This window comes from Noviherbaspirillum aridicola (genome assembly GCF_019656455.1).
In the GTDB taxonomy this organism is placed as follows: domain Bacteria; phylum Pseudomonadota; class Gammaproteobacteria; order Burkholderiales; family Burkholderiaceae_D; genus Noviherbaspirillum; species Noviherbaspirillum aridicola.
On the sequence record NZ_BPMK01000005.1, the window covers coordinates 168061 to 191044 of the forward strand.

Consider the following 22984-nt stretch of genomic DNA (forward strand, 5'->3'; position numbering starts at 1 on the left):
CGCGCCACGGAAAGGCAGCCGAAAGGCTGCCTTTTTTTCATCCCGCCGCTGAACTCCGATGATGTTTTCCAATCTGCCGAGTACGGACTTCATCTACGCTGGTTTCAGATCGGGAGGCGATCATGAAACGTTGGTTGGCAACGGCAGGCTTGCTCATCGGCTTGTGCGGATACTGGACGCCGGCGGCGGCGATCGACGCGCTGACGACCGGGGACGCGATCGCGATCCACCAGGCGGTGCGCACGCAGATGGACGCGCTGTCGAATGACGACGCGGACGGCGCGTTCCGGCTGACCACCCAGGAAAAGCGCCACCTGATCGGCAGCCCCGATAACTTCCTGCGCATGATCAAGGAAGAATACAACCCGCTCTACCGCCACCGCGGCGTCATCTTCTCCAGCCCGGAAGTGGTGGATGGCGACGCCGTGCAGCTGGTACGCGTCACCGACGGCGCCGGCAAGGTCTGGATCGCGGTGTTCTGGATGCTGCAGGAGGACGACGGCAACTGGAAGATCGACGGCTGCCACCTGCTCGGTACCAACACCCTGTCTATCTGAGCCGTCCCACGTAGGCCCGCTCCTCGTCCGCCTGCGGCTGCCGCGGTTTCTCCGCCGCCTGTTGCGGGGCGAGACGCGCCAGCAGCGGCGGCTTCGGCGGCGTGCGCACGAACAGGCCGTCCGGGCCGAAGTAGAGCGCTTCCAGCTTCTCGCAGATCTGCGCCAGGTCGTCGCCGTCCATGCGCGCGGCGAGGTCCAGCACATGCCGGCAGTAGCCCGGGTCAATGCGCATGTACTCGATGTCGGTGATGCGCCCGTTCTGCCGGCGCAGGATCACATGCAGCCGGCTCATCAGCGCGAAGGCCTGGTTTTCAAGCGTGGTCAGGTTGACTTGTTCGAGTGCGCTCATGCCACATGCTCCCCATGCTGTTGCAGATCGAGTCCGTCCTGTTCCTGTTCGGGCGTGACGCGCAGGCCGACCACCGCGTGCACCAGCCCCAGGATGAGGGCGGTCATGATCGCCGAGTAGGCCACCGTGACCACCACGCCGAAGCCCTGCGTGGCCAGGCTGCCGCTCACGCCGCCGATTTCCTTGACCGCGAAAACGCCGGTCAGCAGCGCGCCGGCGATGCCTGCGATCGCGTGCACGCCGAACACATCGAGCGAGTCGTCATAACCGAGCATGGACTTGAGCGAAGTCGCCCCCCAGTAGCAGGCAAGGCCGGCGACGGCGCCGATGGCCAGCGCGCCGCCGGGCGCCACGAAGCCCGAGGCCGGTGTGATCGCCACCAGGCCGGCCACCGCGCCCGACACCAGGCCGAGCACGGACGGCTTGCCGCGCCGTATCCACTCGCCCGCCATCCAGGCGAGGGCGCCGGCGGCGGCCGCCAGTTGCGTGACCAGCATCGCCATCCCGGCACGACCGTCGGCAGCCGCCGCCGACCCGGCATTGAAACCGAACCAGCCCACCCACAGCAGCGACGCGCCGACCACGGTCAGCACCAGGTTATGCGGCGGCATCGGCTCACGCCCGAAGCCGGCGCGCGGCCCGACGGCGATGGCCGCCACCAGCCCCGAGATGCCGGCATTGATATGCACGACCGTGCCGCCGGCGAAATCGAGCACCCCCTTGGCGGCCAGCCAGCCACCCGGCTCCCATACCCAGTGCGCCACCGGCGCGTACACTAGGAGCGACCAGATCGCGATAAACAGGATCAGCGCGGAAAACTTCATGCGCTCGGCGAACGCGCCCGTGATCAGCGCCGGCGTGATGATGGCGAACGTCAGCTGAAACATCACGAACACGCTTTCCGGAACGGTGGGTGCGAGATGATGTACGGTCAGCTTGCCGCCGTCCTTCAGAAACTCCATCCCGTCCAGCATCGCACGCCCGGCGCCGCCCAGCCAGGGCGTGCCGGGGGTGAAGGCGATGCTGTAGCCGATCAGCACCCACAGCACGCTGACCAGGCACGCCGCCGCGAAGCTCTGCGCCATGGTGCCGAGGGCGTTTTTCTTGCGCACCATGCCGGTGTAAAACAGTGCGAGGCCCGGAATCGTCATCAGCAGCACCAGCGCGGAAGAGATCATCATCCATGCGGTGTCGCCCGCACTGATGGCGGAGGCGGCGACCAGGGTCGGCCGCGCGAGCGGCTCCTGAGCACACGCGGGCGCAATGGCGGTCAGAAGGGACGGGAGCAGGAGGAAACGGCGTAACGCGGCTGAGAGCGGCTTCATGGAATCCCCGGTTGGTTGGCAGGCAGACAGGATTCAGCACGAAACATGCCACGGGGAAAACCGGGTTTGCGCGCCGCAGAGGGGCGCCGGGCGAGGCGCCGTGCACCGTCGCGGAACGCCCGGTGCACAACTTCCGGTTACGCCGGCCGCGGTCGTACGGAGCGCCGCACGAAAGTCGCGCGCGCGTCCACCTCAGCCGTAGGCGCCGCCGGTGTAGAGCAGGTCGAACACGCGGGCGATGGCGGCGATCAGGGCGATGGCGCCGCCGCCATAAGTGAGCACCAGCAGCAGCACCAGCGGCCAGCCCGAGGACGACTGCCTGCCCGACGCGGCATTGTGCTGCCCGTCCCATTTCTCGTCCGGCGTCAGGCCGATCACCAGGGCCTCGAGGAATCCCGCGAACACCGACAGCGGGAACAGCAGGACATGCAGCCATGCCCATTTGTCCCTGCTGCCATACAGATAGAAGCGGTGAGCGCCGACTCCGCCGAGCACGGCGGCAAGCAGGGTGGCAAGGGTCTTGTTTTTATGTGCGGCCATCATTCCATGTTATGCGCAGGGCAAGATTGCGGGATCAAAGCGAGGCGTAGTGTGCACGACCGTGCGGACGCTTGCAATGCGGGAAGGCCGGAAACCGGCAGCATTCTTGCGGCTCGGCCGAAACACGGGCTATAATGCTCGGCTTTTTCCGTCCTCGAACAATTTTTGGAAGCAGACTATGGTCGTTATTCGTCTTTCCCGCGCCGGCGCCAAGAAGCGCCCGTTCTACAACATCGTCGCCACCGACTCGCGCAACCGCCGCGACGGCCGTTTCATCGAGCGCCTGGGTTTCTACAACCCGGTCGCCTCCGGCAAGGATGAAGGTTTCCGTATCGCCCAGGACCGCCTGGCACACTGGCAAGGCGTTGGCGCACAACTGTCGCCGACCGTTGCCCGCCTGGTCAAGGCAGCCGGCAAGGCCGCTGCCTGATTCCGACGCAAGCGTTCCTCGATCATCGCGCATCGGGCATGTCGGTTCCTGACGACCTGGTGCTGGTCGGGCACATATCGGGCGCCTACGGCATACACGGATGGGTGCGTATCCGTCCCTATTCGGACGATGCCGACGCCCTGCTGAATGCGAAGACCTGGTGGCTGGACAAGCCTGCGCTGCGCGACGTCGACGTGATGCAGGCCAAGGCCCACGGCGAAGACGTGGTCGCCCGCCTGGTCGGAGTCGCCGACCGCGACGCGGCCGAAGCGCTGCGCGGAACCACGGTGCAGATCCGGCGCAGCCACTTTCCTGCACTGGACGAGGACGAGTTCTACTGGGTCGACCTGATCGGCCTGCAGGTGCATAACCTGGAAGGTGAACTGCTCGGCAGCGTGGCCGACCTGATGGACAACGGCGCGCATCCGATTCTGCGGGTGCAGGCGCCGGCCGCCGGCGAAGGCGGCGACAAGCCGAAGGAATGGCTGATTCCGTTCGTCGACCAGTTTGTCAAGACGGTCGACCAGACGGAAAAGAAGATAGTGGTGGACTGGGGGCTGGACTTCTAGTCAGTCGAGGCAAAGGGGCAGGGCATGCAATTCGATGTAATCACGCTCTTCCCCGAGATGTTTTCTGCGCTGACGCAGTCGGGCATCACGCGTCGGGCGTACGAGCAGCAGCGCTGGGGTCTGGGCCTGTGGAATCCGCGCGATTTCACGACCGACAACTACCGCACCATCGACGATCGTCCTTACGGCGGCGGTCCCGGCATGGTGATGCTGGCCAGGCCGCTCGAGCAGGCGATCGGCGCCGCGCACGGGCGCCAGGTGCAGCAGGGCCTGCCGAAGCCGCGGGTGATTTACCTGTCGCCCCAGGGCAGGGCCCTGACGCATGACAAGGTCATGGATCTGTCGCGCGAGTCCGGGCTGGTGCTGCTCTGCGGCCGCTACGAGGCGGTCGACCAGCGTCTGCTTGACCGCTGCGTGGATGAGGAAATCAGCCTCGGCGATTTCGTGCTGTCCGGCGGCGAACTGCCGGCGATGGCGCTGATGGATGCGGTGATCCGGCAGCTGCCGGGCGTGCTCAACGATGACGGCTCGGCGCAGCAGGACAGCTTCGTCAACGGCCTGCTCGACTGCCCGCATTACACGCGACCTGAAGTGTATGAAGACGTTCCGGTGCCGGCCGTGCTGCTCGGCGGGCACCATGCGGAAATCGCCAGATGGCGGCGCGAACAGGCGCTGCTGGCGACCGCGAAGAAGCGCCCGGACCTGATCGTCAGGGCGCGCGAGGCAGGGCTGCTGTCGCGGGCCGATGAAAAGTTTCTGAGCAGTTTGTCGCAGTAAAGAGGTAGTCAAGGGCGGGGGCAACCCCGCATGTATCAACCCCATCCTCTGCCGGGCATTCCAACAACAGGCGCCGGCACGATGGTCAAAGGAGCTGAAAATGGATCTGATCCAGCAACTCGAGCAGGAAGAAATCGCCCGCCTGGGCAAGAACATCCCCGACTTCGCCCCCGGCGACACCGTCGTGGTCAACGTCAACGTGGTGGAAGGCACCCGCAAGCGCGCCCAGGCCTATGAAGGCGTGGTCATCGCACGCCGCAACCGCGGCCTGAACTCCAACTTCATCGTCCGCAAGATCTCTTCCGGCGAAGGCGTGGAGCGTACCTTCCAGCTGTACTCGCCGCTGATCGCCTCGATCGAAGTCAAGCGCCGCGGTGACGTCCGTCGTGCGAAGCTGTACTACCTGCGCGAGCGCTCGGGCAAGTCGGCACGCATCAAGGAAAAGCTGCCGACCCGCCGCGCTGCAACCGCCGCTGCCGCGGAATAAGCAATACCGGCAAACGGACGCCCACGGCGTCCGCCACGAGGGCACCCCTGCGGTGCCCTTTTTGCTTGATGCGCTCCAAGAGCGATTGCCGGAATCAGGCTAGACTAGCGGCTGTGCCGCAGGCGCCTGCGCTACCCCAGGAACACGTTTTGTCAAAACCGAGCTTCAATCCCGAAACCCTGCCCATAGATTCGATCGCCGGCGAAGCCGCGGTGCCGCCCGAACGTCTGCGCGCCGAATGGCTGCGCGCGCGTTTTTCCGAGCACCGCCCATGGACGCCCGAGAGCTTCGAGGAACCGCTGGTGCGCATGATGGGGCGGCCGCCGACGCCCGCCGCCGTGCTCATGCCGCTGGTGCTGCGCGACGATGCCATCACCCTGCTGCTGACGCAGCGCACCGCGCATCTGAACGATCATGCGGGGCAGGTGAGCCTGCCGGGCGGGCGCGTGGATGAGACCGATGTCGACGCGGTCGCCACCGCGCTGCGCGAGACCGAGGAAGAGGTCGGCCTGCATCCCCGTCATATCGAAGTCCTGGGAAGCCTGCCCGACTACCTCACCGGCACGGGCTTTCGCGTCACGCCGGTGGTCGCGCTGGTCCATCCTCCGTTCGAACTGAAGGCCGATCCATTCGAGGTCGCGGAAATCTTCGAAGTGCCGCTCGCCTTCCTTCTCGACGGCGGCAATCATCAGCGCCGCTCGGTGGACCTGCCCGGCATACCGGGCCGGCGCAGCTTCTACACCATGCCCTACGGGTCGCATTTCGTGTGGGGCGCGACGGCCGGCATGCTGCGCAACCTGTTTCACTTCCTGCGCGCCTGATACCCGGCGCGGTTTGATAAAGCGCAGGTGCTGCGCTATCGTAGCGGCTGTGCAATTTCCAGGGCAGGCCGATGACCTTTCTCTCGATTCTTCTCGCGCTGCTGTTCGAGCAATTCAAGCCGCTGCGGGCGGACAACCCGGTATATGCGGCGATCAAGCAGCTCGCCGCGCGCATGGAGGCGACCTTCAATGCGGGCCAGGAGGGGCACGGCAGGATGGCCTGGATCGTGACCATGCTGGCGCTGCTGGTGCCGGCCACGCTGGTCTGGTGGCTCTGCGAGAAGCTCAGTCCGCTGCTGGCGCTCGCGTGGAATGTACTGATTGTCTATCTCACGCTCGGATTCCGGCGCTACAGCCATTACTTCACCTCGATACAGCTTGCCCTCAACAGCGGCGATGAAGCCACGGCGCGCGCACTGCTTGCGGAATGGACGCGCGAGGATGCCGCCGGACTCAGCGCGGGCGAGATCTCGCGCATGGCGGTCGAAAAGGCGCTGGTCACCACCCATCGCAATGTATTCGGCGTGTTCTTCTGGTTCGCGATGCCGCTCGGGCCGGCGGGCGCCATCCTGTACCGTGTCGCCGAATACCTGTCGCGGGCATGGAACGAACCCGACCATCTCAGGGGCGAGCCCTTCGGCGTGTTCGCCACGCGCGCGTTCTATGTGCTCGACTGGGTGCCCGCTCGCCTGACGGCCGTCGCCTTCGCGGTGGTCGGCAATTTCGAGGACGCGATCTACGCCTGGCGCAACTACGCGCACCGCTGGAAGGATGAGGCGATCGGCATCATCCTGTCCGCCGGCGGCGGCGCGATGGGACTGCGCCTGGGCACGGCGGCCGAGAACGCCGCCGACATGCCCCTCGCGGACGCGGCGCTGGGCGAGACGCTGACCGCGGAAATCGAGACGCCTGTCGGCGAAGAAGCCACCGCCCGGGCCTTGCAGAGCACGGTCGGCCTGGTCTGGCGCGCACTATTGCTGTGGATGCTGCTCCTGCTGCTGCTTTCCTTTGCCGTCTGGCTCGGCTGAGCACCGCCGCGTACGCCCATTCCCTCTCCTGGCGGGCACCAGCCGGTGCCCGCGCTGTCCAAGCGCGACGCGTTGCCTGCCGTGAGTTTTTCACAATACGAGATGTTGTTTCGCGGCAGGTCTTCTATAAGATATAATATGCAGAACCTCTGATCGCTGCACCCTTGCGACGCGGAGCGAAGTCCGCCGATGGTCGATCGTACCGCCAGCGGATATCAACGAACGGTACAACCGGCTACGAGGCACGCCACGCACATGGCTGAATCCAGCAAATCACACGATGCCGCGCGAGAGTTCTTCATCCAGGGACTGACCAGCGACGGCCGACAGTTCCGCCCGAGCGACTGGGCCGAACGCCTGTGCGGCGTGATGGCGTGCTTCCGGCCTGCCGATGCCGGCCCGGGCTCCCACCTGCGCTATTCCCCCTATGTGCGTCCCACCGTTCTCGGCGGGATCAAGTCTGTCGTCGTCAACGAGGCGCTGCGCGACATCGAGCCGATGGCCTATCACTTCGTCATCAACTTCGCCAAGGACAACGATCTGCAGATCGTCGATGCCTGCCTGCTGCCGGAGCCCAAGACCGAGGCGGGCAAGCGCTAGCGCCTGCCTCTCGTCAGCCAGACGGCGCTGACGCCGAATGCGAGGTGGGCGACGAAAGTGGCCCAGTCGCGGCTGGCGGCAAACCAGGGAAAGATGCTTGTAAAGCCGTACATGTTGATCCCGAACAGCGCCGCGCCGGCGACGGCGCCGGCGGGCGCCGCGGCCCACGAGGGCAGGCGCGCGAGCGGCATCATGACGAGTCCGTAGACGGCGGACAGCAGGAAATGGATCGCACCCGCGGCTGTCAGAATCGCCAGATCAAGATCGAGGGGAGGCGGCAATACGCCCGGACCGAGCAGGATGGCGGCCGCCAGGCGCGTATCCCGCAGCAGCAGCTGGAGCACCGGCGAACCGTCGAGCCACCAGCACAGCAGCTGGACCGGCGTGGCGATGATGCCGGCTGCCACCCCGGCCAGGAGCGCGCGCGCCGGCAGCCGCAGCAGCCTGGGCTGTGGCGCCGATGCCGCTGAATCCGGCGTCGATTGTTGCTCTTTACTTTCCATACGGAAATATTTCCGATAACCTTGCGCCATGTGCGCCGATCCGACCTGAGTCGTCCCCTTCACCATGCTTCTGCGACGGCAGTCAAACTCTCCTTCCATTGTGGCTCTGCTGGTGCTCGGCGTCGGCCTGGCATGCAGCGTCCTGCTGTATGCCGGCGTCCGCCATCTCGAACACGAAAAGGCCGACCTGGCGTTTCGCCAGCAGGCGCGGGGCCGCATCATGACGCTGCAGCAGCAGTTGCAGGATACCGAGCAAGTCCTGCGCGTGCTGAACCAGCTGTTCGTCGCGGTCGAGCCGGTGAGCAGGGAACAGTTCCGCAGCTTCACCCGGCCGCTGCTCGAGCGGCATCCCTATCTGCAGGCCTTCAATTTCCACCGCATCGTAGCCGGCGAGGAACGCGAGACCTACGAGCACGGCCTGCGCGACCGATTTCCCGGCTTTGAACTGAAGGAGCTGAAAAACGGCCGTCCGGTTCCTGCGGTCATGCGGGACCGCCATTATGTGGTCGAATACATCGAGCCGGCCCAGGGCAATGAGGCCGCCTTCGGTCTCGACGTGGCGGGCAACCCGCTGATCATGGAAGCGGCGCAGCGCGCGATCGATACCGGTCGCCCGGCCTCGACGCCGCCGCTGATCCTGGCCCAGGGCGACGGCAAGCCGCGAGGGCTGCTGCTGGTGATGCCGGTCTACCGGCACGGCATGCCGCTGGAGACGGTCTCGCAGCGGCGGGCGGCGGCGATCGGCGACGTCGCCGCGGTATTCGACGCGACCGCCCTGGTTGGCAACATTCTCGCCGCCAATGCCATGCTCGACCACAGCGGCATCGACCTGGCGGTGTATGCGGGACCCGAAGCGAGCGAAGAACATCTCGCCTTCCGCACCGGGGAAAACGCCAGCGACGCCGGGCACGCGGACCGAGTGCACTGGCTGGGTCACGAGTCGGCCGGGCGGGTCGAACACGGCTTCGAGGTGGCGGGGCGACCCTGGCGGGTCGTCGCCACGCCGGCGCCCGATTTCTTCGCGCATGAGCATGGCCGCTCGCTCAACGTCATCATCGGCAGCCTGCTGCTTACCCTCCTGATCGCCGCCTACCTCCACGCAATGGCGTCCCGTGCGCGGCGGGTGCACGCGCTGGTCGAGCAGCGCACGGCGGAACTGCGCCATGCCAACGACATGCTGGTGCACGACATCGCCGCGCGCCGCAAGGTGGAGGAGGCGCTGCAGCTGCGCCAGCGGGCGATCGAGGCCAGCGCCAACGGCATCATCATCACGAGCGCGGAAGGACCGGGCTATCCGATCCAGTACGTCAATCCGGCGTTCGAGCGCATGACCGGCTACCACCGGGCGGATGTGCTCGGCCGCAGCGGCAGTCTCTTGTGGCGCGGCGACAGCGATCAGCCGGAAGTGCGGGAACTGGTCGCGGCGGCGGCCGAGCGGCGCGAGGCGCATGTGATCCTGCGCGCCCATGCACGGGACGGGCGTCTGTTCTGGGCCGAGGTGTTCATCTCCCCGGTGCGCGACGAGAAAGGCGAGGCGACGCACTTCGTGGTGGCGATGTACGACATCACCGCCACCCGCCGCTATCAGGCCGAGCTGGAATACCAGGCCAACCGCGACGCGGTGACGGGGCTGGCGAACCGCAGCCTGCTCGACGAGAGGCTGCGGCAGGCAATCGCCCTCTCGCAGCGCCAGGGCGAGCCTTTCTGGCTCCTGTTCCTCAATCTCGACCGCTTCAAGTTCGTCAACGACACCCTCGGCCATCGCGCCGGCGACAGGCTGCTCAGGGAGGTGGGCGAGCGGCTGCGCGCGGCGGTCGCCGATACGGATACCGTAGCAAGGATGTCGGCCGACGAGTTCATGCTGCTGCTGCCGCAGCGCCGCGACGATAAACTCTGCGCCGCCACCGTGCGCCGCCTGATGGATGCGGTCGCCCAGCCCATCGAGATAGACGGCTATCGCTTCGTGATGGGGTCGAGCGTCGGCGTGGCCGTGTACCCGGAGGATGGCAGCGAACCGGATACGCTGATCAAGCATGCGGGCGTGGCGATGTACCGGGCCAAGGATATGGGACGCAACGCCTTCCAGTTCTTCACCTCGGCCATGAACGAGCGCGCGATGGAGCGCCTGCGGATCGAGGGCGATCTGCGCGAGGCGCTGCAGCGCGGCGAGCTGCGGCTGCACTATCAGCCGCAAGTCGACCTGCGCAGCGGCCGCGTGATCGGCATGGAAGCGCTGATACGTTGGCAGCATCCCGAACTCGGCATGATCCCGCCCGGCCGCTTCATTCAGCTCGCGGAAGAACTGGGCCTGATCGTGCCGATCGGCAGCTGGGTGCTGCGCACGGCCTGCAGCCAGAGCGTTGCCTGGCGGGAGCAGGGGCTGGGCGACATACGGGTGGCGGTCAACCTGTCGGCGCGCCAGTTCTATCAGCAGAACCTGGTGGCGACGATCGAGGAAGTCCTGACCGGCACCGGCATCGCGCCCCATCTGCTGGAGCTGGAATTAACCGAGAGCATGATGATGAATGATGTCGAGCATGCGGTCGGCATCCTGCATGAACTCAAGCAGCTCGGCGTGCAACTGTCGATCGACGACTTCGGCACCGGCTATTCCAGTCTCGCCTATCTGAAACGCTTCCCGATCGATCTGCTCAAGATCGACCAGTCCTTCGTGCGCGACATTACCCTGGACGCCGACGACGCGGCCATCGTGCTGTCGGTGATTTCGCTGGCGCACAGCCTGCGGCTGAAGGTGATCGCCGAAGGCGTGGAAACCGCGGCCCAGCTGCGCTATCTTCGCGAGCACGGCTGCGACTGCATGCAGGGGTATTTCTTCAGCCCGCCGCTGCCGGCCGCCGACGCCGAGCGGCTGCTGCGCGAAGGCAAGCATCTGGCCGACGGCGAGGCGCGCGTCGTGATGTTGCGGCGCTGACCGGAACTTTGCGCCGGCGCGCAATCGAACCGGTATCCATCACACCCGGAGGCGAGCAATGACGGCAAGCAGGAAGGAAAAGGATACGTTCGGCGAGATCGAAGTGCCTGCCGAACGCTTGTGGGGCGCGCAAACGCAGCGCTCGCTGCATTTCTTCGCGATCTCGAGCGAGAAGATGCCGGGGGAGCTGGTCACCGCCCTGGCCATGGTCAAGCGCGCCTGCGCGGTGGTCAACCGCGATCTCGGCCTGCTGGCCGCGCAAAAGGCCGACGCCATCATTGCCGCCGCCGACGAGGTGATCGACGGCAAATGGCCGGGCGAGTTTCCGCTGTCGGTATGGCAGACCGGGTCCGGCACCCAGTCCAACATGAACATGAACGAGGTGCTGGCCAACCGCGCCTCGGAGCTGCTGGGCGGCCCGCGCGGGCAGGAGCGGGTGGTGCATCCGAACGACGACGTCAACATGGGGCAGTCGTCCAACGACATCTTCCCCACCGCCATGCATGTGGCGGCCGGCATCGCGCTGATGAAGCATCTGCTGCCGGCGCTGCATACCCTGCGCGCCACCCTCGACCGCCGGCGCGAAGCCTTCGACGATATCGTCAAGATCGGCCGCACCCACCTGCAGGACGCCACGCCGCTGACGCTGGGGCAGGAATTCTCCGGCTATGTCGCCCAGCTCGACCATGCGATGTCGGTGGTGAAGGCGACCATGCCCGGCATTCTCGAACTGGCGGCGGGCGGGACCGCGGTCGGCACCGGACTCAATACGCATCCGGAGTTCGGCAGGCGGGTTGCCAATGCGCTGGCGCAGGCGACCGGGGTGCCGTTCGCCACCTCCCTCAACAAGTTCTACGCGCTGGCCTCGCATGATCCGCTGGTGGCGGGTCACGGCGCGCTCAAGACGCTGGCCGCGGCGCTGATGAAGATCGCCAACGACATCCGCTGGCTGGCCTCCGGACCGCGCTCCGGCCTGGGCGAAATCAGCATCCCGGAGAACGAGCCCGGCAGCTCGATCATGCCCGGCAAGGTCAATCCCACCCAGTGCGAGGCGGTGACGATGCTGTGCTGCCAGGTGTTCGGCAACGACGTGGCGGTCAACTTCGGCGGCGCCTCGGGCAATTTCGAACTCAATGTCTTCAAGCCGATGATCGTGCACAACTTCCTGCAGAGCGTGCGGCTGCTGGGCGACGGCATGCTGAGCCTGGAGCAGCACTGCGTGCGCGGCATCGAGGCCAACCGCGACCGCATCGGCGAGCTGATGGAGCGTTCGCTGATGCTGGTGACGGCGCTGGCGCCGCACATCGGCTACGACAAGGCGGCGCAGATCGCCAAGCGGGCGCACAAGGAAGGCACCACGCTCAGGCAGGCCGCGCTCGCGCTCGGCTACGTGAGCGAGGCCGACTTCGATCGCTGGGTGCGTCCGGAAGAGATGATTCATCCGACAGCCGTTCCCTGACCGACGCCATGACCTGCTCACGGAACCAGGCATTGGCCGGGTCGGCGTCGACGTTCGCGTGCCAGTAGAGAAAGACGTCGAAGGCAGGGACCTCGAGCGGGAAGGGAAGGATCTGGTTACCGAACTCGCGATTGGCGATGCGCGCGTAGCGTCCGGGCATGGTGAGCAGCATGTCCGACTGGCTCACCACCCGGCAGGCGGCGAAATAGTGCTGGCAGCGCAGCCGGATGTGACGTTCCAGGCCGAATCGCGACAGCTCGAAATCCTCCAGTCCCGGACCGCGCCGCCGTGAACTCGCCAGGATATGGTCCTGCTTCATGTAGGTGTCGAGATCGATGCCGCCGTCGATGTCGGGGTGCCCCTTGCGTACCACCACCACCGTCGAGTCCTGGTAGATCCTGGTGCGCATCACATCGTTCGGCAGCGGCAGCAGGACGTCGATGGCGGCGTCCAGCGTCCCGGCCGCGAGTTCTCCGACCAGTTCGCGCCGATCGACGGTGATCGCGGCGATGTCGACCGCGGGCGCGCTTTCCTGCACCCGGCGCAGCAGGGGCGGCAGGATGGTCGCCTCCAGCACGTCGCGCAGCGCGAGATGGAAAGTCTTGGCAGTGGTCGCCGGATCGAAGCTGCGCGCCGCGTTGAGCGTGACTTCCAGCCCGCGCAGCGAGCGCCGCACCGGCTCGATCAGGCTGCGCGCGAGAGGCGTCGACACCATCGCGTGGCCCTGTCGCACGAACAGGGGATCGTCGAACATCTGGCGCAGCCGGCCGAGCGCGTGGCTGATCGCCGGCTGCGTCAGGTTCAGCTTCTGGCTCGCGCGCGTCACGCTGCCTTCCGTATAGATCGCCTCGAACACCGTGAACAGGTTGAGGTCGACACGCGATATATGCATGAGGTTTATGGAATCCGATAATAACTATTCATTTGATCGATTCTAATCCCGCGGCTATGCTCTTCGCAAACCACGTACAGAGAGCAGAGAGATGGGACAAATCTACCTCGTCCGCCATGGACAGGCGTCGTTCGGCAGCAGCAACTACGACCAGCTTTCGGAACTGGGCGTGACGCAGTCGAAGCTGCTCGGCCAGTGGCTGGCCAGGCAGGGCACGCCGTTTCACCGCATCATCGTCGGCGGGATGAAGCGCCACCGGCAGACCGCCGATGCCTGCACCGGCGAGCTGAACGAGGCGCAGATCGCCGGCGCGGAGTGGCTGACCGAGCCCGACTTCAACGAATACAACCACCACGAGGTGCTGGTGAAGCACCGGCCGGATTTCGAAGACCCGGCCGAGGTCAAGCGCTTCCTCGCGTCCCGGCCGAATGCCAAGCATGCGTTCCAGGAAATTTTCCAGGTCGCGATGGGACGCTGGATGCAGGGCGAGTACGACGCCGATTACGGCGAGCCCTGGCCCGCATTCCGCACGCGCTGCTGCGGCGCGCTGCAGCGCGTGCTCGACGGCGCCGGCAAGTCCCAGAACATCCTGGTGTTCACCTCGGGCGGCACGATCGCCACCATCTGCCAGCAGGTGCTCGGACTCGGAGACCGGCAGGTGGCCGAACTCAACTGGTCGCTGGTCAACGGCGCCGTCACCAAGCTGTTCTACCAGCCCGGGCGCGTGACCCTCAGCTATCTGAACAACTACGCCCACCTCGAATGGCTGGGCGAGCCCGGCTCCGTTACCTACCGCTAGGAATCCCGCCATGACCCATCCCAATCTCTTCGACCTTTCCGGCAAGGTGGCGCTTGTCACCGGCGCTAGCCGCGGCATCGGCGAATCGATCGCCAGGACGCTCGCCGCCTACGGCGCGCACGTGATCGTATCCAGCCGCAAGCAGGACGCCTGCGAGACGGTGGCGGCGTCCATCCGCGAGGCGGGCGGCTCGGCCGAGGCGATGGCCTGCCATATCGGCGAGATGGCGCAGATCGAAGCGAGCTTCGCCGCCATCGCGGAGAGGCACGGCCGGCTCGACATCCTGGTCAACAACGCCGCGACCAATCCCTACTTCGGGCACATCCTGGAAACCGACCTGTCGTCCTTCCAGAAGACGCTCGACGTCAACATCCGCGGCTACTTCTACAGCTCGGTGCATGGCGCCAGGCTGATGATGAAGAACGGCGGCGGCAGCATCGTCAACGTCGCGTCGGTCAACGGCGTGATCCCGGGCGACGCGCAGGGCATCTATTCGATCACCAAGGCCGCCGTCATGTCGATGACCAAGGCCTTCGCCAAGGAATGCGCGCAGTCGAGCGTGCGGGTCAACGCGCTGCTGCCCGGCGCGACCGATACCAGGTTCGCTTCGGCGCTGGTCCAGAATCCGGCGGTTCTCAACAAGCTGATGCCGCATGTGCCGATGCGCCGCGTGGCCCATCCCGACGAGATGGCCGGCGCCGTGCTCTACCTGGCATCCGCCGCCGCCAGCTATACCACCGGCGTGTGCCTGAACGTCGACGGCGGGTATCTGCTCGGCTGAGCGACAAGCATTTCTACGACCAGTGAAGGAGTCGTCATGGACGCACCCGATCCGCAATTCGCACGCAGGCTGGAGCGCGGCGTGCTCGCCATGCCGCTGGCGGCCGAGCTGGGACTCGCGTTCCGGAAGATCGAAGCCGGGGCGGTGGAACTGGAGATTCCCTACCGCGAGCAGCTGAGCTTCCGCCCCGGCCAGATGCAGGCGACCGCGATCTTCGCGGCCGCCGACTTCGCGGCGGTGGCGGCGGCGGGCACCATGCTGCCGCCGGGCTGGGTCAATGCCACCATCGACTGCGCGCTCAAGATCGTCGGCCCCGCCGACGGCGAAAAGCTGGTGGCGCGCGGCCGGTTGGTCAGCGCCGGCAAGCTGCTGTCGGTCGCCGGCGCCGAGGTATGGTCGGTGCGGGAGGGGCGCGAAACCCTGTGCGCCACCGCGCTCGCGACCGCCCGCAATATCCCGCCCTCCGCATAACGAATATCACTCTCCGCGCCGCGTGCGCATCATCTCAGGAGCAAGCAATGGACTTCGAATACAGCCCCAAGGTCAAGGAACTGCAAAAGCGCCTCAACGCCTTCATGGATGAATACATCTACCCGAACGAGGCCAAGTTCTACGCGGAGGTCGAGGCCAACCGGGCCCGGGGCAATGCGTGGATTCCCACCGTGCTGATCGAGGAGCTGAAGGAAAAGGCGCGGGCGCAGGGCTTGTGGAATCTGTTCCTGCCGCAGTCGGAACGCGGCGCCGGTCTCACCAACCTCGAATACGCGCCCCTGTGCGAGATCATGGGCCGGGCGCTGTGGTCGGCGGAAGTGTTCAACTGCTCGGCGCCCGATACCGGCAACATGGAAACGCTGGAGCGCTATGCGAGCGAAGAGCTGAAGAAGCAATGGCTGGCCCCGCTGCTGGAAGGGAAGATCCGCTCCTGCTTCGCGATGACGGAGCCGGCGGTCGCGTCCTCCGATGCGACCAACATCGAGGCGTCGATCGTGCGCGACGGCGACGAGTATGTGATCAACGGCCGCAAGTGGTGGTCGTCGGGCGCCAACGACCCGCGCTGCAAGGTCTTCATCTTCATGGGCAAGACCGACCCGGCCGCGGAGAAGCACAAGCAGCAGTCGATGATCGTGGTGCCGCGCGATACCCCGGGCGTGACCGTGCTGCGCTCGCTGCCGGTGTTCGGCTATGACGACGCGCCGCACGGCCACGGCGAGGTCTTGTTCGAGAACGTGCGGGTGCCGGCGTCCAACATCCTGCTCGGGGAGGGCCGCGGCTTCGAGATCGCCCAGGGCCGCCTCGGGCCGGGCCGCATCCATCATTGCATGCGGCTGATCGGCCTGGCCGAGCGCGCGCTGGAAGACATGTGCAGGCGGACGCTGACGCGGGTCGCGTTCGGCAAGCCGGTGGCGGAGCAGACGGTGACGCTGGAACGCATCGCCAATGCGCGCATCCTGATCGACCAGGCGCGCTTCCTCGTGCTCAACGCGGCGCACATGATGGACACCGTCGGCAACAAGGTGGCGGCCAAGGAAATCGCGATGATCAAGGTGGCCGCGCCCAATATGGCCTGCCAGGTCATCGACTGGGCGATTCAGGCGCACGGCGGCGGCGGCGTCTCGGGCGACTTCGGCCTTGCCTACGCCTACGCGCAGGCGCGCACCCTGCGCCTGGCCGACGGCCCCGACGAGGTGCACCGCAACCAGATCGGCAAGCTCGAGCTGAAAAAATACAAATAAGCGCCAGGGGCGTACCATGCAAGACCATGCCGGCGCGATCATGCGGCGGCATGGTTTTTTGGCTTTCAGGCTCGCACAAGAACTCACCTACAAGGAGACAAGGATGGAGAGCAACGCGCAACAACCCTGGGTCAGGAATTATCCGCCGGGCGTGCGCTGGGACGCGCCGCTGGAAACCATGCCGGTGCCCCGGCTGCTCGATGAAGCGGTGGCGCGCTGGCCGCAGCAGCCGGCGCTCGACTTCATGGGACGCCGCATCAGCTACGCGGAGCTGCAGCAACTGGTGCATCGTGCCGCGCACGGCTTCCAGCAGCTCGGCGTGAAGCCGGGCGTGCATGTCGGTCTGTTCCTGCCGAATACGCCTCACTACGTGATTGCCTTCTTCGGCGTGCTCAAGGCAGGCGGCACCGTCGTCAACTATTCGCCGCTGGACGCGGAAAAGGTCCTTGAGCACAAGGTCGAGGACAGCAGCACCGACATCATGGTCACGCTCGACCTCGCCGCGCTCTATCCGCAGATGGCACGTCTGCTCGGGCGCAGCCGGCTGCAGAAGCTGGTGGTCGGCGGCATGGCCGAGATGTCGGCCGCGCCCGACGCCGTCGAAGGCCAGATGCGGCAGGCCGGCATGCTGGCGGAGATCGCGCGCGACGAGCGCCACCTGCGCTTTGCCGACCTGCTCGCCAACGACGGCAGCTTCCAGGCCTGGCCGGTGAGCGACCTGCATCAGACCGCCGTCCTGCAATACACCGGCGGCACGACAGGACTGCCCAAGGGCGCGATGCTGACGCATGCCAATCTCAGCGCCGCCTGCAGCCAGATCGTCAGCACCACCCTCGGCGGCGACTCGCCCGTGCTGGAAGCGGGGAAGGAGCGGGTGCTCGCGGTACTGCCGCTGTTCCACATCTACGCGCTGACCGTCAACATGCTGTTCGGCCTGCGCATCGGCGCCGAGATGGTCCTGCATCCGAAGTTCGACGTCGATGCGGCGGTGCGCGACCTGTCGCAGAAGAAGATCACGGTCTTCCCCGGCGTGCCCACCATGTACACCGCGATCATCCATTATCCCGACATCGGCAAGCATGACCTGTCGTCGCTGAAGTTCTGCAATTCCGGCGGTGCGCCGCTGCCGGTGGAGGTCAACCAGGCCTTCCAGCGCCTGACCGGCTGCTGCCTCGTCGAAGGCTGGGGCATGACCGAGACATCACCCACCGGCACCTTCACGCCCGTCAACGGCATGCGCAAGGTCGGATCCTGCGGCATGCCCACCGTCGGCGTGCATCTCAAGTTCGTCGACGTCGACGATCCCGCGCGCGAAGTGGCACGCGGCGAGCGCGGCGAGATGTGCATCAAGGGGCCGAACGTGATGAAGGGCTATCTCAACAAGCCGGATGCCACCGCCGCCTCGATGACGGCGGACGGCTACTTCCGCACGGGCGACGTGGCCTGGATGGATGAGGACGGCTTCGTCTTCATCGTCGACCGCACCAAGGACATGATCCTGTGCGGCGGCTACAACGTCTATCCGCGCATCATAGAAGAAGCCATCTATGAGCATCCCTCGGTGGCGGAAGTGAGCGTGATCGGCGTGCCCGACGAATATCGCGGCCAGTCGCCGAAAGCCTTCATCGCACTCAAGCAGGGCGCGCCCGTGCTGACGCTCGAAGAACTGCAGGCTTTCCTCCGGCCGCGCCTGGGCAAGCATGAAATGGTGCAGCAGATGGAGTTGCGCGCGACGCTGCCGAAGACGCCGGTGGGCAAGCTGTCCAAGCGAGAACTGGTCGAGGAAGAAATGCGCAGACGCGCGGCGGCATGATGAGAGGCGCTGCCGGTGCGCGCGGAGGGATGAAGCGGAAAAGCGGCCGGCAATAAAAAACGGCGCGGGGCTCAGAGGCCCCGCGCCGTCGGATCAGGGATGGGGTGCAAGCCGTGCGGTCCCTCGTCGATCCGTCATGAAACCGTCATTAACGTGGCGTGCCGCGCCTGACGAGATTCACGATTGCGAGCAGAATCACGGCGCCAAGGAACGATACCAGCAGGGATGAGATACTGAAGTCGTTCTGATTGATGGTGCCTGTGCCGAACAGCGGAGCGAGCAGCCATCCGCCGAGCAGCGCGCCGACAATGCCGACGATGATGTTGAGCAGCATGCCCTGCGAGGCATCGGTGCGCATCACGATACTGGCTAGCCATCCGAGAATACCGCCTACAACGATCCAGATAATAAAGTTCATCTTTACCTCCTGTGTATATTGAAAGACTGGCTACTTCATAGACTGGTCCGCTTGTGAAATGGTTCATCACCGCGCCTTGCCCGCATGGCGTTAAAGGATGACGCCGGTGCGAGCGGCATGCGCATGCAGACCGCTCTCTACGTGCCCGTGCCGAGTCCGCTCAAGCCTGTTCATGCGGCCCTGCTGTCCGGGCTTCTCGTCCTGTCCGCCGCGTAGGAATCGGCTTGCACCGGCAGGAGAGAGAATCCTTCTTCGTCTTCGACCAGGGCCGCGGACCCCGGCCTCGATCGCATCAAATCCGTGGCATATGCATAGGCATCCTCCTTGTCGTCAAACGACGCGAGCGGTTCTTCATAGCCCTTCTCGGCCACATCCCATCGCCCGTGCAATCCGGGCGATACGCAAATGACCGTGGGTTCCTGGCACCCGTGTTCCATGCCTTGTCTCTCCTTCGTTGTGGCCGCGCGCAGCGATCGGTCGCGGCAGCGGCGCAGTCGGCGCATGCGTGCGCGCCGGCATCGTGAATTGGGTGATGGCCGGCTGACGTCGCCACGGCCTTCATGCATGTCGGATTTCATCAGCGCCCCCGATTCGTGGAACGATGCACGCGCACCGGCTGATGCCGGCCGACTGCTGCAAGTGCAAGAGATGTGCCCATCGAACGGACGCTCGCTGCGGATACGCCCTGGCGTTATCCGTTGTAAATGTTCCAGCGAAGCTTTGAAAACAATACAGCGCACACTTGCCATCGCTTGCCTTCGCTTGCTGATCATCAAACCGCGTGCGGCACGCTGCAGGTAAACAAGAGGCTGACAAAAAAACCGCGCGGTGAGGACGGCCAGGGTCGGCGACGGGACAGGAGACAAACAGAATTTTTTCTGGTTGAAGGGGAAACTTAATTAGTGTCAAGTTGTCATTTGTTACACCCTAGTAGCATTTGTTTCATCATTCACTTGAGGAGTCGACCATGGCCGAACATGCGCTCGCGGGGCAAGAAAGTTACGATCCCAATCGTCTGCTGGATACCCTGCTCGAAAGGATGAACCTGAAGAACGACGCCGCTCTGTCGCGTCTGCTTGAAGTGGCACCGCCGGTGATCAGCAAGATTCGCCATCGGCGCCTGCCGGTCGGAGCGTCGCTCTTGATTCGCATGCATGAAGCCTGCGGCATGAGCATTCGCGAACTGCGGGACCTGATGGGCGACCGCCGCACGAAGTACCGCCTGAGCGACGCACAGGGCAAACCCAAGCCCACGCCGGAAGCACAGACGGCCCAGGCCAGCCAGCCCACCCACCTGCACTGAGAGCACGAGCCGGCAGCCAGGTCTTTGCACCAGGCCAGTGACGCAGGCGTCGCTGCCTGCTGCAAAGTCGGCATGCGAAGCGGGGCGAAAGCCCCGCTTTTTTTTTCGTCCATCCGTTTCCTGATGTGGTCGCGCCGGCATTTCCCGCCGGGCGCCTTGCGGTTATATTGTTGCGTATCGGCAAGAATTGACCAGGATCAAGGTTTTGGCGCAAGCCGCCACCTATGCTGGCTCCGCTTCCGAACCGCTCCTCACACTCCAGCAAGCAAAAGGCAACCATGTTCAGGAATCTCACCATCAAGGCCAGGCTGATCTTCGTCGTCGGCTTTCTTTCGCTGATGTGCATCGCCGGCGCCGTGATCGGCCTGTCCAGCCTGTACATGGCCAACGAGGGCCTGCGCGTCAGCTACCAGCAGCGGCTGGTGCCGATCAGTGAACTCGACCAGATCGTGCGCCTGATCTATCAGAACCAGCTGTCGGTCGCCGAAGCCATCGGCGACGAACCCGTGAGGGCCAGCCAGCAGATGGATGAGATCGACAAGCGGATCGCGGAAATCACGCGCCGCTGGGACACCCTGGCCGCCATCGTCGACCGCGCCGCTACCCCCGCCGAGAAGGCACTGGCCGAGGATTTCGTCGCACGGCGCAAGAAGTTCGTCGCCGAAGGCCTGCGTCCGGCGATGGCGGCGATACGCGCGAACGACACGGCGGCCGCTTCGCAGATCATGCGCGGGCCGATGAAGGAACTGTTCGCGCCGGTGGCCGTCGCCGCCTCCAGCCTGATGCAGCACCAGGTCGTCAGCGCCCAGCAAGAGTTCGAGAAAAATCAGACGGTCTACGTCTGGGTCCGCAACAGCTGCCTGGCCGGCATGCTGTTTTCCGTGCTGCTCGGCGGCGTCATCTGCGTCTGGCTGTTGCGGGCGATCGCGCATCCGCTCAGGGAAGCGGTCGAGGTGGCGCGCAACGTCGCCGCCGGCGACCTGACCACGAAGATCGTGGTCGACAGCGCCGACGAGACGGGCCAGTTGCTGCTGGCGCTCAAGGACATGAATACGAGCCTGGTGCGCATCGTCAGCGAAGTCCGCACCGGCACCGAGACCATCGCCACCGCCTCCGGCCAGATCGCCTCGGGCAACAGCGACCTGTCCGCCCGCACCGAGACGCAGGCCAGCTCGCTGGAAGAAACCGCTTCATCGATGGAGGAACTGACCTCGACCGTCAAGCAGAACGCCGACAGCGCGCAGCAGGCCAACCAGCTTGCGCAATCGGCTTCGGAAGTCGCGGTCAGGGGCGGCGCCGTGGTGGCGCAGGTGGTCGACACCATGGGTTCGATCAATGCCTCGGCCAGGAAGATCGTCGACATCATCGGCGTCATCGACAGCATCGCCTTCCAGACCAACATCCTCGCGCTGAACGCGGCCGTCGAGGCGGCGCGGGCGGGCGAGCAGGGCCGCGGCTTCGCGGTGGTGGCGACCGAAGTGCGCCAGCTGGCGCAGCGCTCTGCGGCGGCGGCCAAGGAAATCAAGCAGCTGATCGACGACTCGGTGGAGAAGGTGGATGTCGGTGCGAAGCTGGTGGACCAGGCCGGCGCGACGATGGAGGAGATCGTGGCCAGCGTGCGCCGCGTGACCGACATCATGGGCGAGATCAGCGTCGCCAGCAAGGAACAGACCGACGGCATCGAGCAGGTCAACCAGGCGATCAACCAGATGGACGAGGTCACGCAGCAGAACGCGGCGCTGGTGGAAGAAGCCGCCGCCGCCGCGGGTTCGCTGCAGGACCAGGCGGTTGCGCTGGCGCATGTGGTCAGCGTCTTCAAGCTCGGCGCCGATGCGCCGGTCGCCGCGCGCCCGGCGGCAGCCCCGGCGCCCGTGCGCGCCGCCAGCCCGGCACGGCCGCCGGTCCGGCAGGTCGCCGCGCCGACAGCAAGGCCGCCCGTACCGGCAGTCAGGGAGCGGCGCGCGCCCGCGCTGACCTCGGGATCGAACGACGACTGGGAAGAGTTCTGAACCGGCATGCCGCTTTCCGGTCGATGCTGTAGCGGATCGGAGGGCGCGCATGGCGGACGAACGGGCGGCATTGCAGGGCGGCGCGGATGGCGGGGGCAAACCTCCGGCACGCGCCGCTTTCCGTTTCTACGCCGAGCTCAATAATTTCCTCTCGCCCTCATACCGGCGCCGCCGCTTTGTCCATCCCTGCGCCCGCGACGCGACGGTCAAGCACATGATCGAGGCGCTCGGCGTGCCTCATACCGAAGTGGGTCTGATCCTGGTCGACGGCACACCCGCGCTGTTCGAATACCGGCTGCAGGACGGCGACGACGTCAGCGTCTATCCCGCCTTCACCGGACTCGACCCGGGGCCCGGCCTGAGCCTGCGCCCCGAACCCGGCTTCGGCTGGCGCTTCATCGCCGACGCCCATCTTGGCCTGCTGGCCCGGCGCCTGCGGATGCTCGGTTTCGACACGCTCTACCGCAACGACTACGACGATGCGGAAGTCGCGCGCATTTCCGCCGAAGAGGAACGCGTCGCCCTGACCCGGGACCGCGACCTGCTGATCCGAAAAGAGATCGTGTACGGCTGCTATCTGCACGCGCGCGGCGGGCTGGCGCAGGTCGCCGAGGTGCTCGGCCGCTACCGGCTCGCGAACCAGGTCCGGATGTTCTCGCGATGCATGGTCTGCAACGGACCACTGCATCCCGTCGAAAAAGGCATGGTCGCGCACCGGGTGCCCCCGCGCAGCCGTGCCGCGCATGAGCACTTCCACCAGTGCGGCGGCTGCGGACAGGTGTACTGGGAGGGTTCGCATGCGGGGAGGATGCGGGAGCAGATGAGAAGCCTGCTGGGCGGCCCGCCATACGGGTAGTAC

25 protein-coding genes are annotated in these 22984 nt (G+C 65.7%); 18 read left to right on the top strand and 7 right to left on the bottom strand.

Annotated features, from left to right (window positions below):
- The first annotated feature begins 122 nt into the window (after positions 1 to 122).
- Positions 123 to 557 carry a DUF4864 domain-containing protein gene (locus tag NCCP691_RS07135; protein WP_220807569.1) on the top strand — a complete coding sequence of 145 codons (435 nt, stop codon included), beginning with the start codon at positions 123 to 125 and terminating at the stop codon, positions 555 to 557.
- On the opposite strand, the gene NCCP691_RS07140 is transcribed toward NCCP691_RS07135, so the two are convergent.
- The 3 genes from NCCP691_RS07140 to NCCP691_RS07150 all read right to left on the bottom strand — a co-directional run bounded on the left by NCCP691_RS07140 (position 550) and on the right by NCCP691_RS07150 (position 2774).
- Entirely contained in the window at positions 550 to 906 is a 357-nt protein-coding gene (locus NCCP691_RS07140) for a hypothetical protein (RefSeq protein WP_220807570.1), read from the bottom strand. The two genes, NCCP691_RS07135 and NCCP691_RS07140, sit on opposite strands and share 8 nt — an antisense overlap.
- Positions 903 to 2231 (bottom strand): ammonium transporter, encoded by a 1329-nt coding sequence (locus NCCP691_RS07145; RefSeq protein ID WP_373870328.1) that lies wholly within the window; start codon positions 2229 to 2231, stop codon positions 903 to 905. The genes NCCP691_RS07140 and NCCP691_RS07145 overlap by 4 nt, the downstream gene beginning before the upstream one ends.
- Before the next feature lie 192 nt (positions 2232 to 2423).
- Positions 2424 to 2774, bottom strand: coding sequence for a TM2 domain-containing protein (locus tag NCCP691_RS07150; protein WP_220807571.1), 351 nt, complete (start codon positions 2772 to 2774; stop codon positions 2424 to 2426).
- 175 nt (positions 2775 to 2949) lie between these two features.
- Between NCCP691_RS07150 and rpsP the strand changes: the two genes are divergently transcribed.
- The 7 genes from rpsP (at position 2950) to NCCP691_RS07185 (ending at position 7483) form a co-directional block, all read left to right on the top strand.
- Positions 2950 to 3201 carry a 30S ribosomal protein S16 gene (rpsP, locus tag NCCP691_RS07155; RefSeq protein WP_220807572.1) on the top strand — a complete coding sequence of 84 codons (252 nt, stop codon included), beginning with the start codon at positions 2950 to 2952 and terminating at the stop codon, positions 3199 to 3201.
- A gap of 38 nt (positions 3202 to 3239) precedes the next feature.
- Positions 3240 to 3770 (top strand): ribosome maturation factor RimM, encoded by a 531-nt coding sequence (rimM, locus tag NCCP691_RS07160; RefSeq protein ID WP_220807573.1) that lies wholly within the window; start codon positions 3240 to 3242, stop codon positions 3768 to 3770.
- A 24-nt stretch (positions 3771 to 3794) separates the two neighbouring features.
- A complete protein-coding gene (gene trmD, locus NCCP691_RS07165; RefSeq protein ID WP_220807574.1) occupies positions 3795 to 4547 on the top strand; it encodes a tRNA (guanosine(37)-N1)-methyltransferase TrmD in 753 nt (250 codons plus the stop codon).
- Positions 4548 to 4647: 100 nt separating this feature from the next.
- Positions 4648 to 5034 carry a 50S ribosomal protein L19 gene (gene rplS, locus NCCP691_RS07170; RefSeq protein ID WP_220807575.1) on the top strand — a complete coding sequence of 129 codons (387 nt, stop codon included), beginning with the start codon at positions 4648 to 4650 and terminating at the stop codon, positions 5032 to 5034.
- A gap of 149 nt (positions 5035 to 5183) precedes the next feature.
- A complete protein-coding gene (locus NCCP691_RS07175; RefSeq protein WP_238482345.1) occupies positions 5184 to 5855 on the top strand; it encodes a CoA pyrophosphatase in 672 nt (223 codons plus the stop codon).
- Between the two features lie 71 nt (positions 5856 to 5926).
- Positions 5927 to 6883 (top strand): CobD/CbiB family protein, encoded by a 957-nt coding sequence (locus NCCP691_RS07180; RefSeq protein WP_220807577.1) that lies wholly within the window; start codon positions 5927 to 5929, stop codon positions 6881 to 6883.
- Positions 6884 to 7138: 255 nt separating this feature from the next.
- Positions 7139 to 7483 (top strand): DUF3579 domain-containing protein, encoded by a 345-nt coding sequence (locus NCCP691_RS07185; protein ID WP_220807578.1) that lies wholly within the window; start codon positions 7139 to 7141, stop codon positions 7481 to 7483.
- Here the strand turns inward: NCCP691_RS07185 and NCCP691_RS07190 are convergent.
- Positions 7480 to 7986, bottom strand: coding sequence for a sodium:proline symporter (locus NCCP691_RS07190; protein WP_220807579.1), 507 nt, complete (start codon positions 7984 to 7986; stop codon positions 7480 to 7482). The genes NCCP691_RS07185 and NCCP691_RS07190 overlap by 4 nt on opposite strands.
- A gap of 100 nt (positions 7987 to 8086) precedes the next feature.
- On the opposite strand from NCCP691_RS07190, the gene NCCP691_RS07195 reads away from it, so the two are divergent.
- Positions 8087 to 10918, top strand: a complete 2832-nt coding sequence (locus NCCP691_RS07195) for a bifunctional diguanylate cyclase/phosphodiesterase (protein WP_309295108.1) — start codon at positions 8087 to 8089, stop codon at positions 10916 to 10918.
- A 58-nt stretch (positions 10919 to 10976) separates the two neighbouring features.
- Entirely contained in the window at positions 10977 to 12377 is a 1401-nt protein-coding gene (gene fumC / locus NCCP691_RS07200; RefSeq protein WP_220807581.1) for a class II fumarate hydratase, read from the top strand.
- Here the strand turns inward: fumC and NCCP691_RS07205 are convergent.
- On the bottom strand, positions 12280 to 13269 hold the full coding sequence (locus NCCP691_RS07205; protein WP_220807582.1) for a LysR family transcriptional regulator: 990 nt from the start codon (positions 13267 to 13269) through the stop codon (positions 12280 to 12282). The genes fumC and NCCP691_RS07205 overlap by 98 nt on opposite strands.
- Before the next feature lie 91 nt (positions 13270 to 13360).
- Here NCCP691_RS07205 and NCCP691_RS07210 point away from each other — a divergent pair, with 91 nt between their 5' ends.
- From NCCP691_RS07210 to NCCP691_RS07230, 5 genes are read left to right on the top strand one after another with little or no spacing between them, the layout of a single operon-like run.
- A complete protein-coding gene (locus tag NCCP691_RS07210; protein ID WP_220807583.1) occupies positions 13361 to 14068 on the top strand; it encodes a histidine phosphatase family protein in 708 nt (235 codons plus the stop codon).
- Positions 14069 to 14078: 10 nt separating this feature from the next.
- Positions 14079 to 14849: an SDR family oxidoreductase gene (locus tag NCCP691_RS07215; protein ID WP_220807584.1), complete on the top strand. Its 771-nt coding sequence runs from the start codon at positions 14079 to 14081 to the stop codon at positions 14847 to 14849.
- A 36-nt stretch (positions 14850 to 14885) separates the two neighbouring features.
- Positions 14886 to 15320, top strand: a complete 435-nt coding sequence (locus tag NCCP691_RS07220; protein WP_220807585.1) for a PaaI family thioesterase — start codon at positions 14886 to 14888, stop codon at positions 15318 to 15320.
- Between the two features lie 47 nt (positions 15321 to 15367).
- Entirely contained in the window at positions 15368 to 16582 is a 1215-nt protein-coding gene (locus tag NCCP691_RS07225; RefSeq protein ID WP_220807586.1) for an acyl-CoA dehydrogenase family protein, read from the top strand.
- A gap of 16 nt (positions 16583 to 16598) precedes the next feature.
- Positions 16599 to 18395, top strand: a complete 1797-nt coding sequence (locus tag NCCP691_RS07230) for a long-chain-fatty-acid--CoA ligase (protein ID WP_238482346.1) — start codon at positions 16599 to 16601, stop codon at positions 18393 to 18395.
- A gap of 148 nt (positions 18396 to 18543) precedes the next feature.
- Here NCCP691_RS07230 and NCCP691_RS07235 read toward each other — a convergent pair whose 3' ends face one another.
- Together NCCP691_RS07235 and NCCP691_RS07240 are read right to left on the bottom strand one after the other, a co-directional pair.
- A complete protein-coding gene (locus tag NCCP691_RS07235) occupies positions 18544 to 18813 on the bottom strand; it encodes a GlsB/YeaQ/YmgE family stress response membrane protein (RefSeq protein ID WP_220807587.1) in 270 nt (89 codons plus the stop codon).
- Positions 18814 to 18983: 170 nt separating this feature from the next.
- On the bottom strand, positions 18984 to 19586 hold the full coding sequence (locus NCCP691_RS07240) for a DUF2188 domain-containing protein (RefSeq protein ID WP_220807588.1): 603 nt from the start codon (positions 19584 to 19586) through the stop codon (positions 18984 to 18986).
- Positions 19587 to 19780: 194 nt separating this feature from the next.
- Between NCCP691_RS07240 and NCCP691_RS07245 the strand changes: the two genes are divergently transcribed.
- The 3 genes from NCCP691_RS07245 (at position 19781) to NCCP691_RS07255 (ending at position 22981) form a co-directional block, all read left to right on the top strand.
- Positions 19781 to 20116 carry a hypothetical protein gene (locus NCCP691_RS07245; protein WP_220807589.1) on the top strand — a complete coding sequence of 112 codons (336 nt, stop codon included), beginning with the start codon at positions 19781 to 19783 and terminating at the stop codon, positions 20114 to 20116.
- A 278-nt stretch (positions 20117 to 20394) separates the two neighbouring features.
- A complete protein-coding gene (locus NCCP691_RS07250) occupies positions 20395 to 22125 on the top strand; it encodes a methyl-accepting chemotaxis protein (RefSeq protein WP_220807590.1) in 1731 nt (576 codons plus the stop codon).
- 49 nt (positions 22126 to 22174) lie between these two features.
- The gene (locus tag NCCP691_RS07255; RefSeq protein WP_220807591.1) at positions 22175 to 22981 is read left to right on the top strand and encodes a Mut7-C RNAse domain-containing protein; all 807 of its coding nucleotides are present in this window, start codon (positions 22175 to 22177) and stop codon (positions 22979 to 22981) included.
- Positions 22982 to 22984 lie beyond the last annotated feature (3 nt).

Coding starts and splice junctions, on each gene's coding strand:
- NCCP691_RS07225 (WP_220807586.1), top strand. CDS start 15,368: ATGGACTTCGAATACAGCCCCAAGGTCAAGGAACTGCAAAAGCGCCTC.
- rplS (WP_220807575.1), top strand. CDS start 4,648: ATGGATCTGATCCAGCAACTCGAGCAGGAAGAAATCGCCCGCCTGGGC.
- rpsP (WP_220807572.1), top strand. CDS start 2,950: ATGGTCGTTATTCGTCTTTCCCGCGCCGGCGCCAAGAAGCGCCCGTTC.
- NCCP691_RS07255 (WP_220807591.1), top strand. CDS start 22,175: ATGGCGGACGAACGGGCGGCATTGCAGGGCGGCGCGGATGGCGGGGGC.
- NCCP691_RS07185 (WP_220807578.1), top strand. CDS start 7,139: ATGGCTGAATCCAGCAAATCACACGATGCCGCGCGAGAGTTCTTCATC.
- NCCP691_RS07210 (WP_220807583.1), top strand. CDS start 13,361: ATGGGACAAATCTACCTCGTCCGCCATGGACAGGCGTCGTTCGGCAGC.
- NCCP691_RS07220 (WP_220807585.1), top strand. CDS start 14,886: ATGGACGCACCCGATCCGCAATTCGCACGCAGGCTGGAGCGCGGCGTG.
- NCCP691_RS07240 (WP_220807588.1), bottom strand. CDS start 19,586: ATGATCAGCAAGCGAAGGCAAGCGATGGCAAGTGTGCGCTGTATTGTT.
- NCCP691_RS07190 (WP_220807579.1), bottom strand. CDS start 7,986: ATGGAAAGTAAAGAGCAACAATCGACGCCGGATTCAGCGGCATCGGCG.
- NCCP691_RS07150 (WP_220807571.1), bottom strand. CDS start 2,774: ATGATGGCCGCACATAAAAACAAGACCCTTGCCACCCTGCTTGCCGCC.
- NCCP691_RS07235 (WP_220807587.1), bottom strand. CDS start 18,813: ATGAACTTTATTATCTGGATCGTTGTAGGCGGTATTCTCGGATGGCTA.
- NCCP691_RS07145 (WP_373870328.1), bottom strand. CDS start 2,231: ATGAAGCCGCTCTCAGCCGCGTTACGCCGTTTCCTCCTGCTCCCGTCC.
- fumC (WP_220807581.1), top strand. CDS start 10,977: ATGACGGCAAGCAGGAAGGAAAAGGATACGTTCGGCGAGATCGAAGTG.
- NCCP691_RS07135 (WP_220807569.1), top strand. CDS start 123: ATGAAACGTTGGTTGGCAACGGCAGGCTTGCTCATCGGCTTGTGCGGA.
- NCCP691_RS07205 (WP_220807582.1), bottom strand. CDS start 13,269: ATGCATATATCGCGTGTCGACCTCAACCTGTTCACGGTGTTCGAGGCG.
- rimM (WP_220807573.1), top strand. CDS start 3,240: ATGTCGGTTCCTGACGACCTGGTGCTGGTCGGGCACATATCGGGCGCC.
- NCCP691_RS07140 (WP_220807570.1), bottom strand. CDS start 906: ATGAGCGCACTCGAACAAGTCAACCTGACCACGCTTGAAAACCAGGCC.
- NCCP691_RS07180 (WP_220807577.1), top strand. CDS start 5,927: ATGACCTTTCTCTCGATTCTTCTCGCGCTGCTGTTCGAGCAATTCAAG.
- trmD (WP_220807574.1), top strand. CDS start 3,795: ATGCAATTCGATGTAATCACGCTCTTCCCCGAGATGTTTTCTGCGCTG.
- NCCP691_RS07250 (WP_220807590.1), top strand. CDS start 20,395: ATGTTCAGGAATCTCACCATCAAGGCCAGGCTGATCTTCGTCGTCGGC.
- NCCP691_RS07245 (WP_220807589.1), top strand. CDS start 19,781: ATGGCCGAACATGCGCTCGCGGGGCAAGAAAGTTACGATCCCAATCGT.
- NCCP691_RS07230 (WP_238482346.1), top strand. CDS start 16,599: ATGCAAGACCATGCCGGCGCGATCATGCGGCGGCATGGTTTTTTGGCT.
- NCCP691_RS07215 (WP_220807584.1), top strand. CDS start 14,079: ATGACCCATCCCAATCTCTTCGACCTTTCCGGCAAGGTGGCGCTTGTC.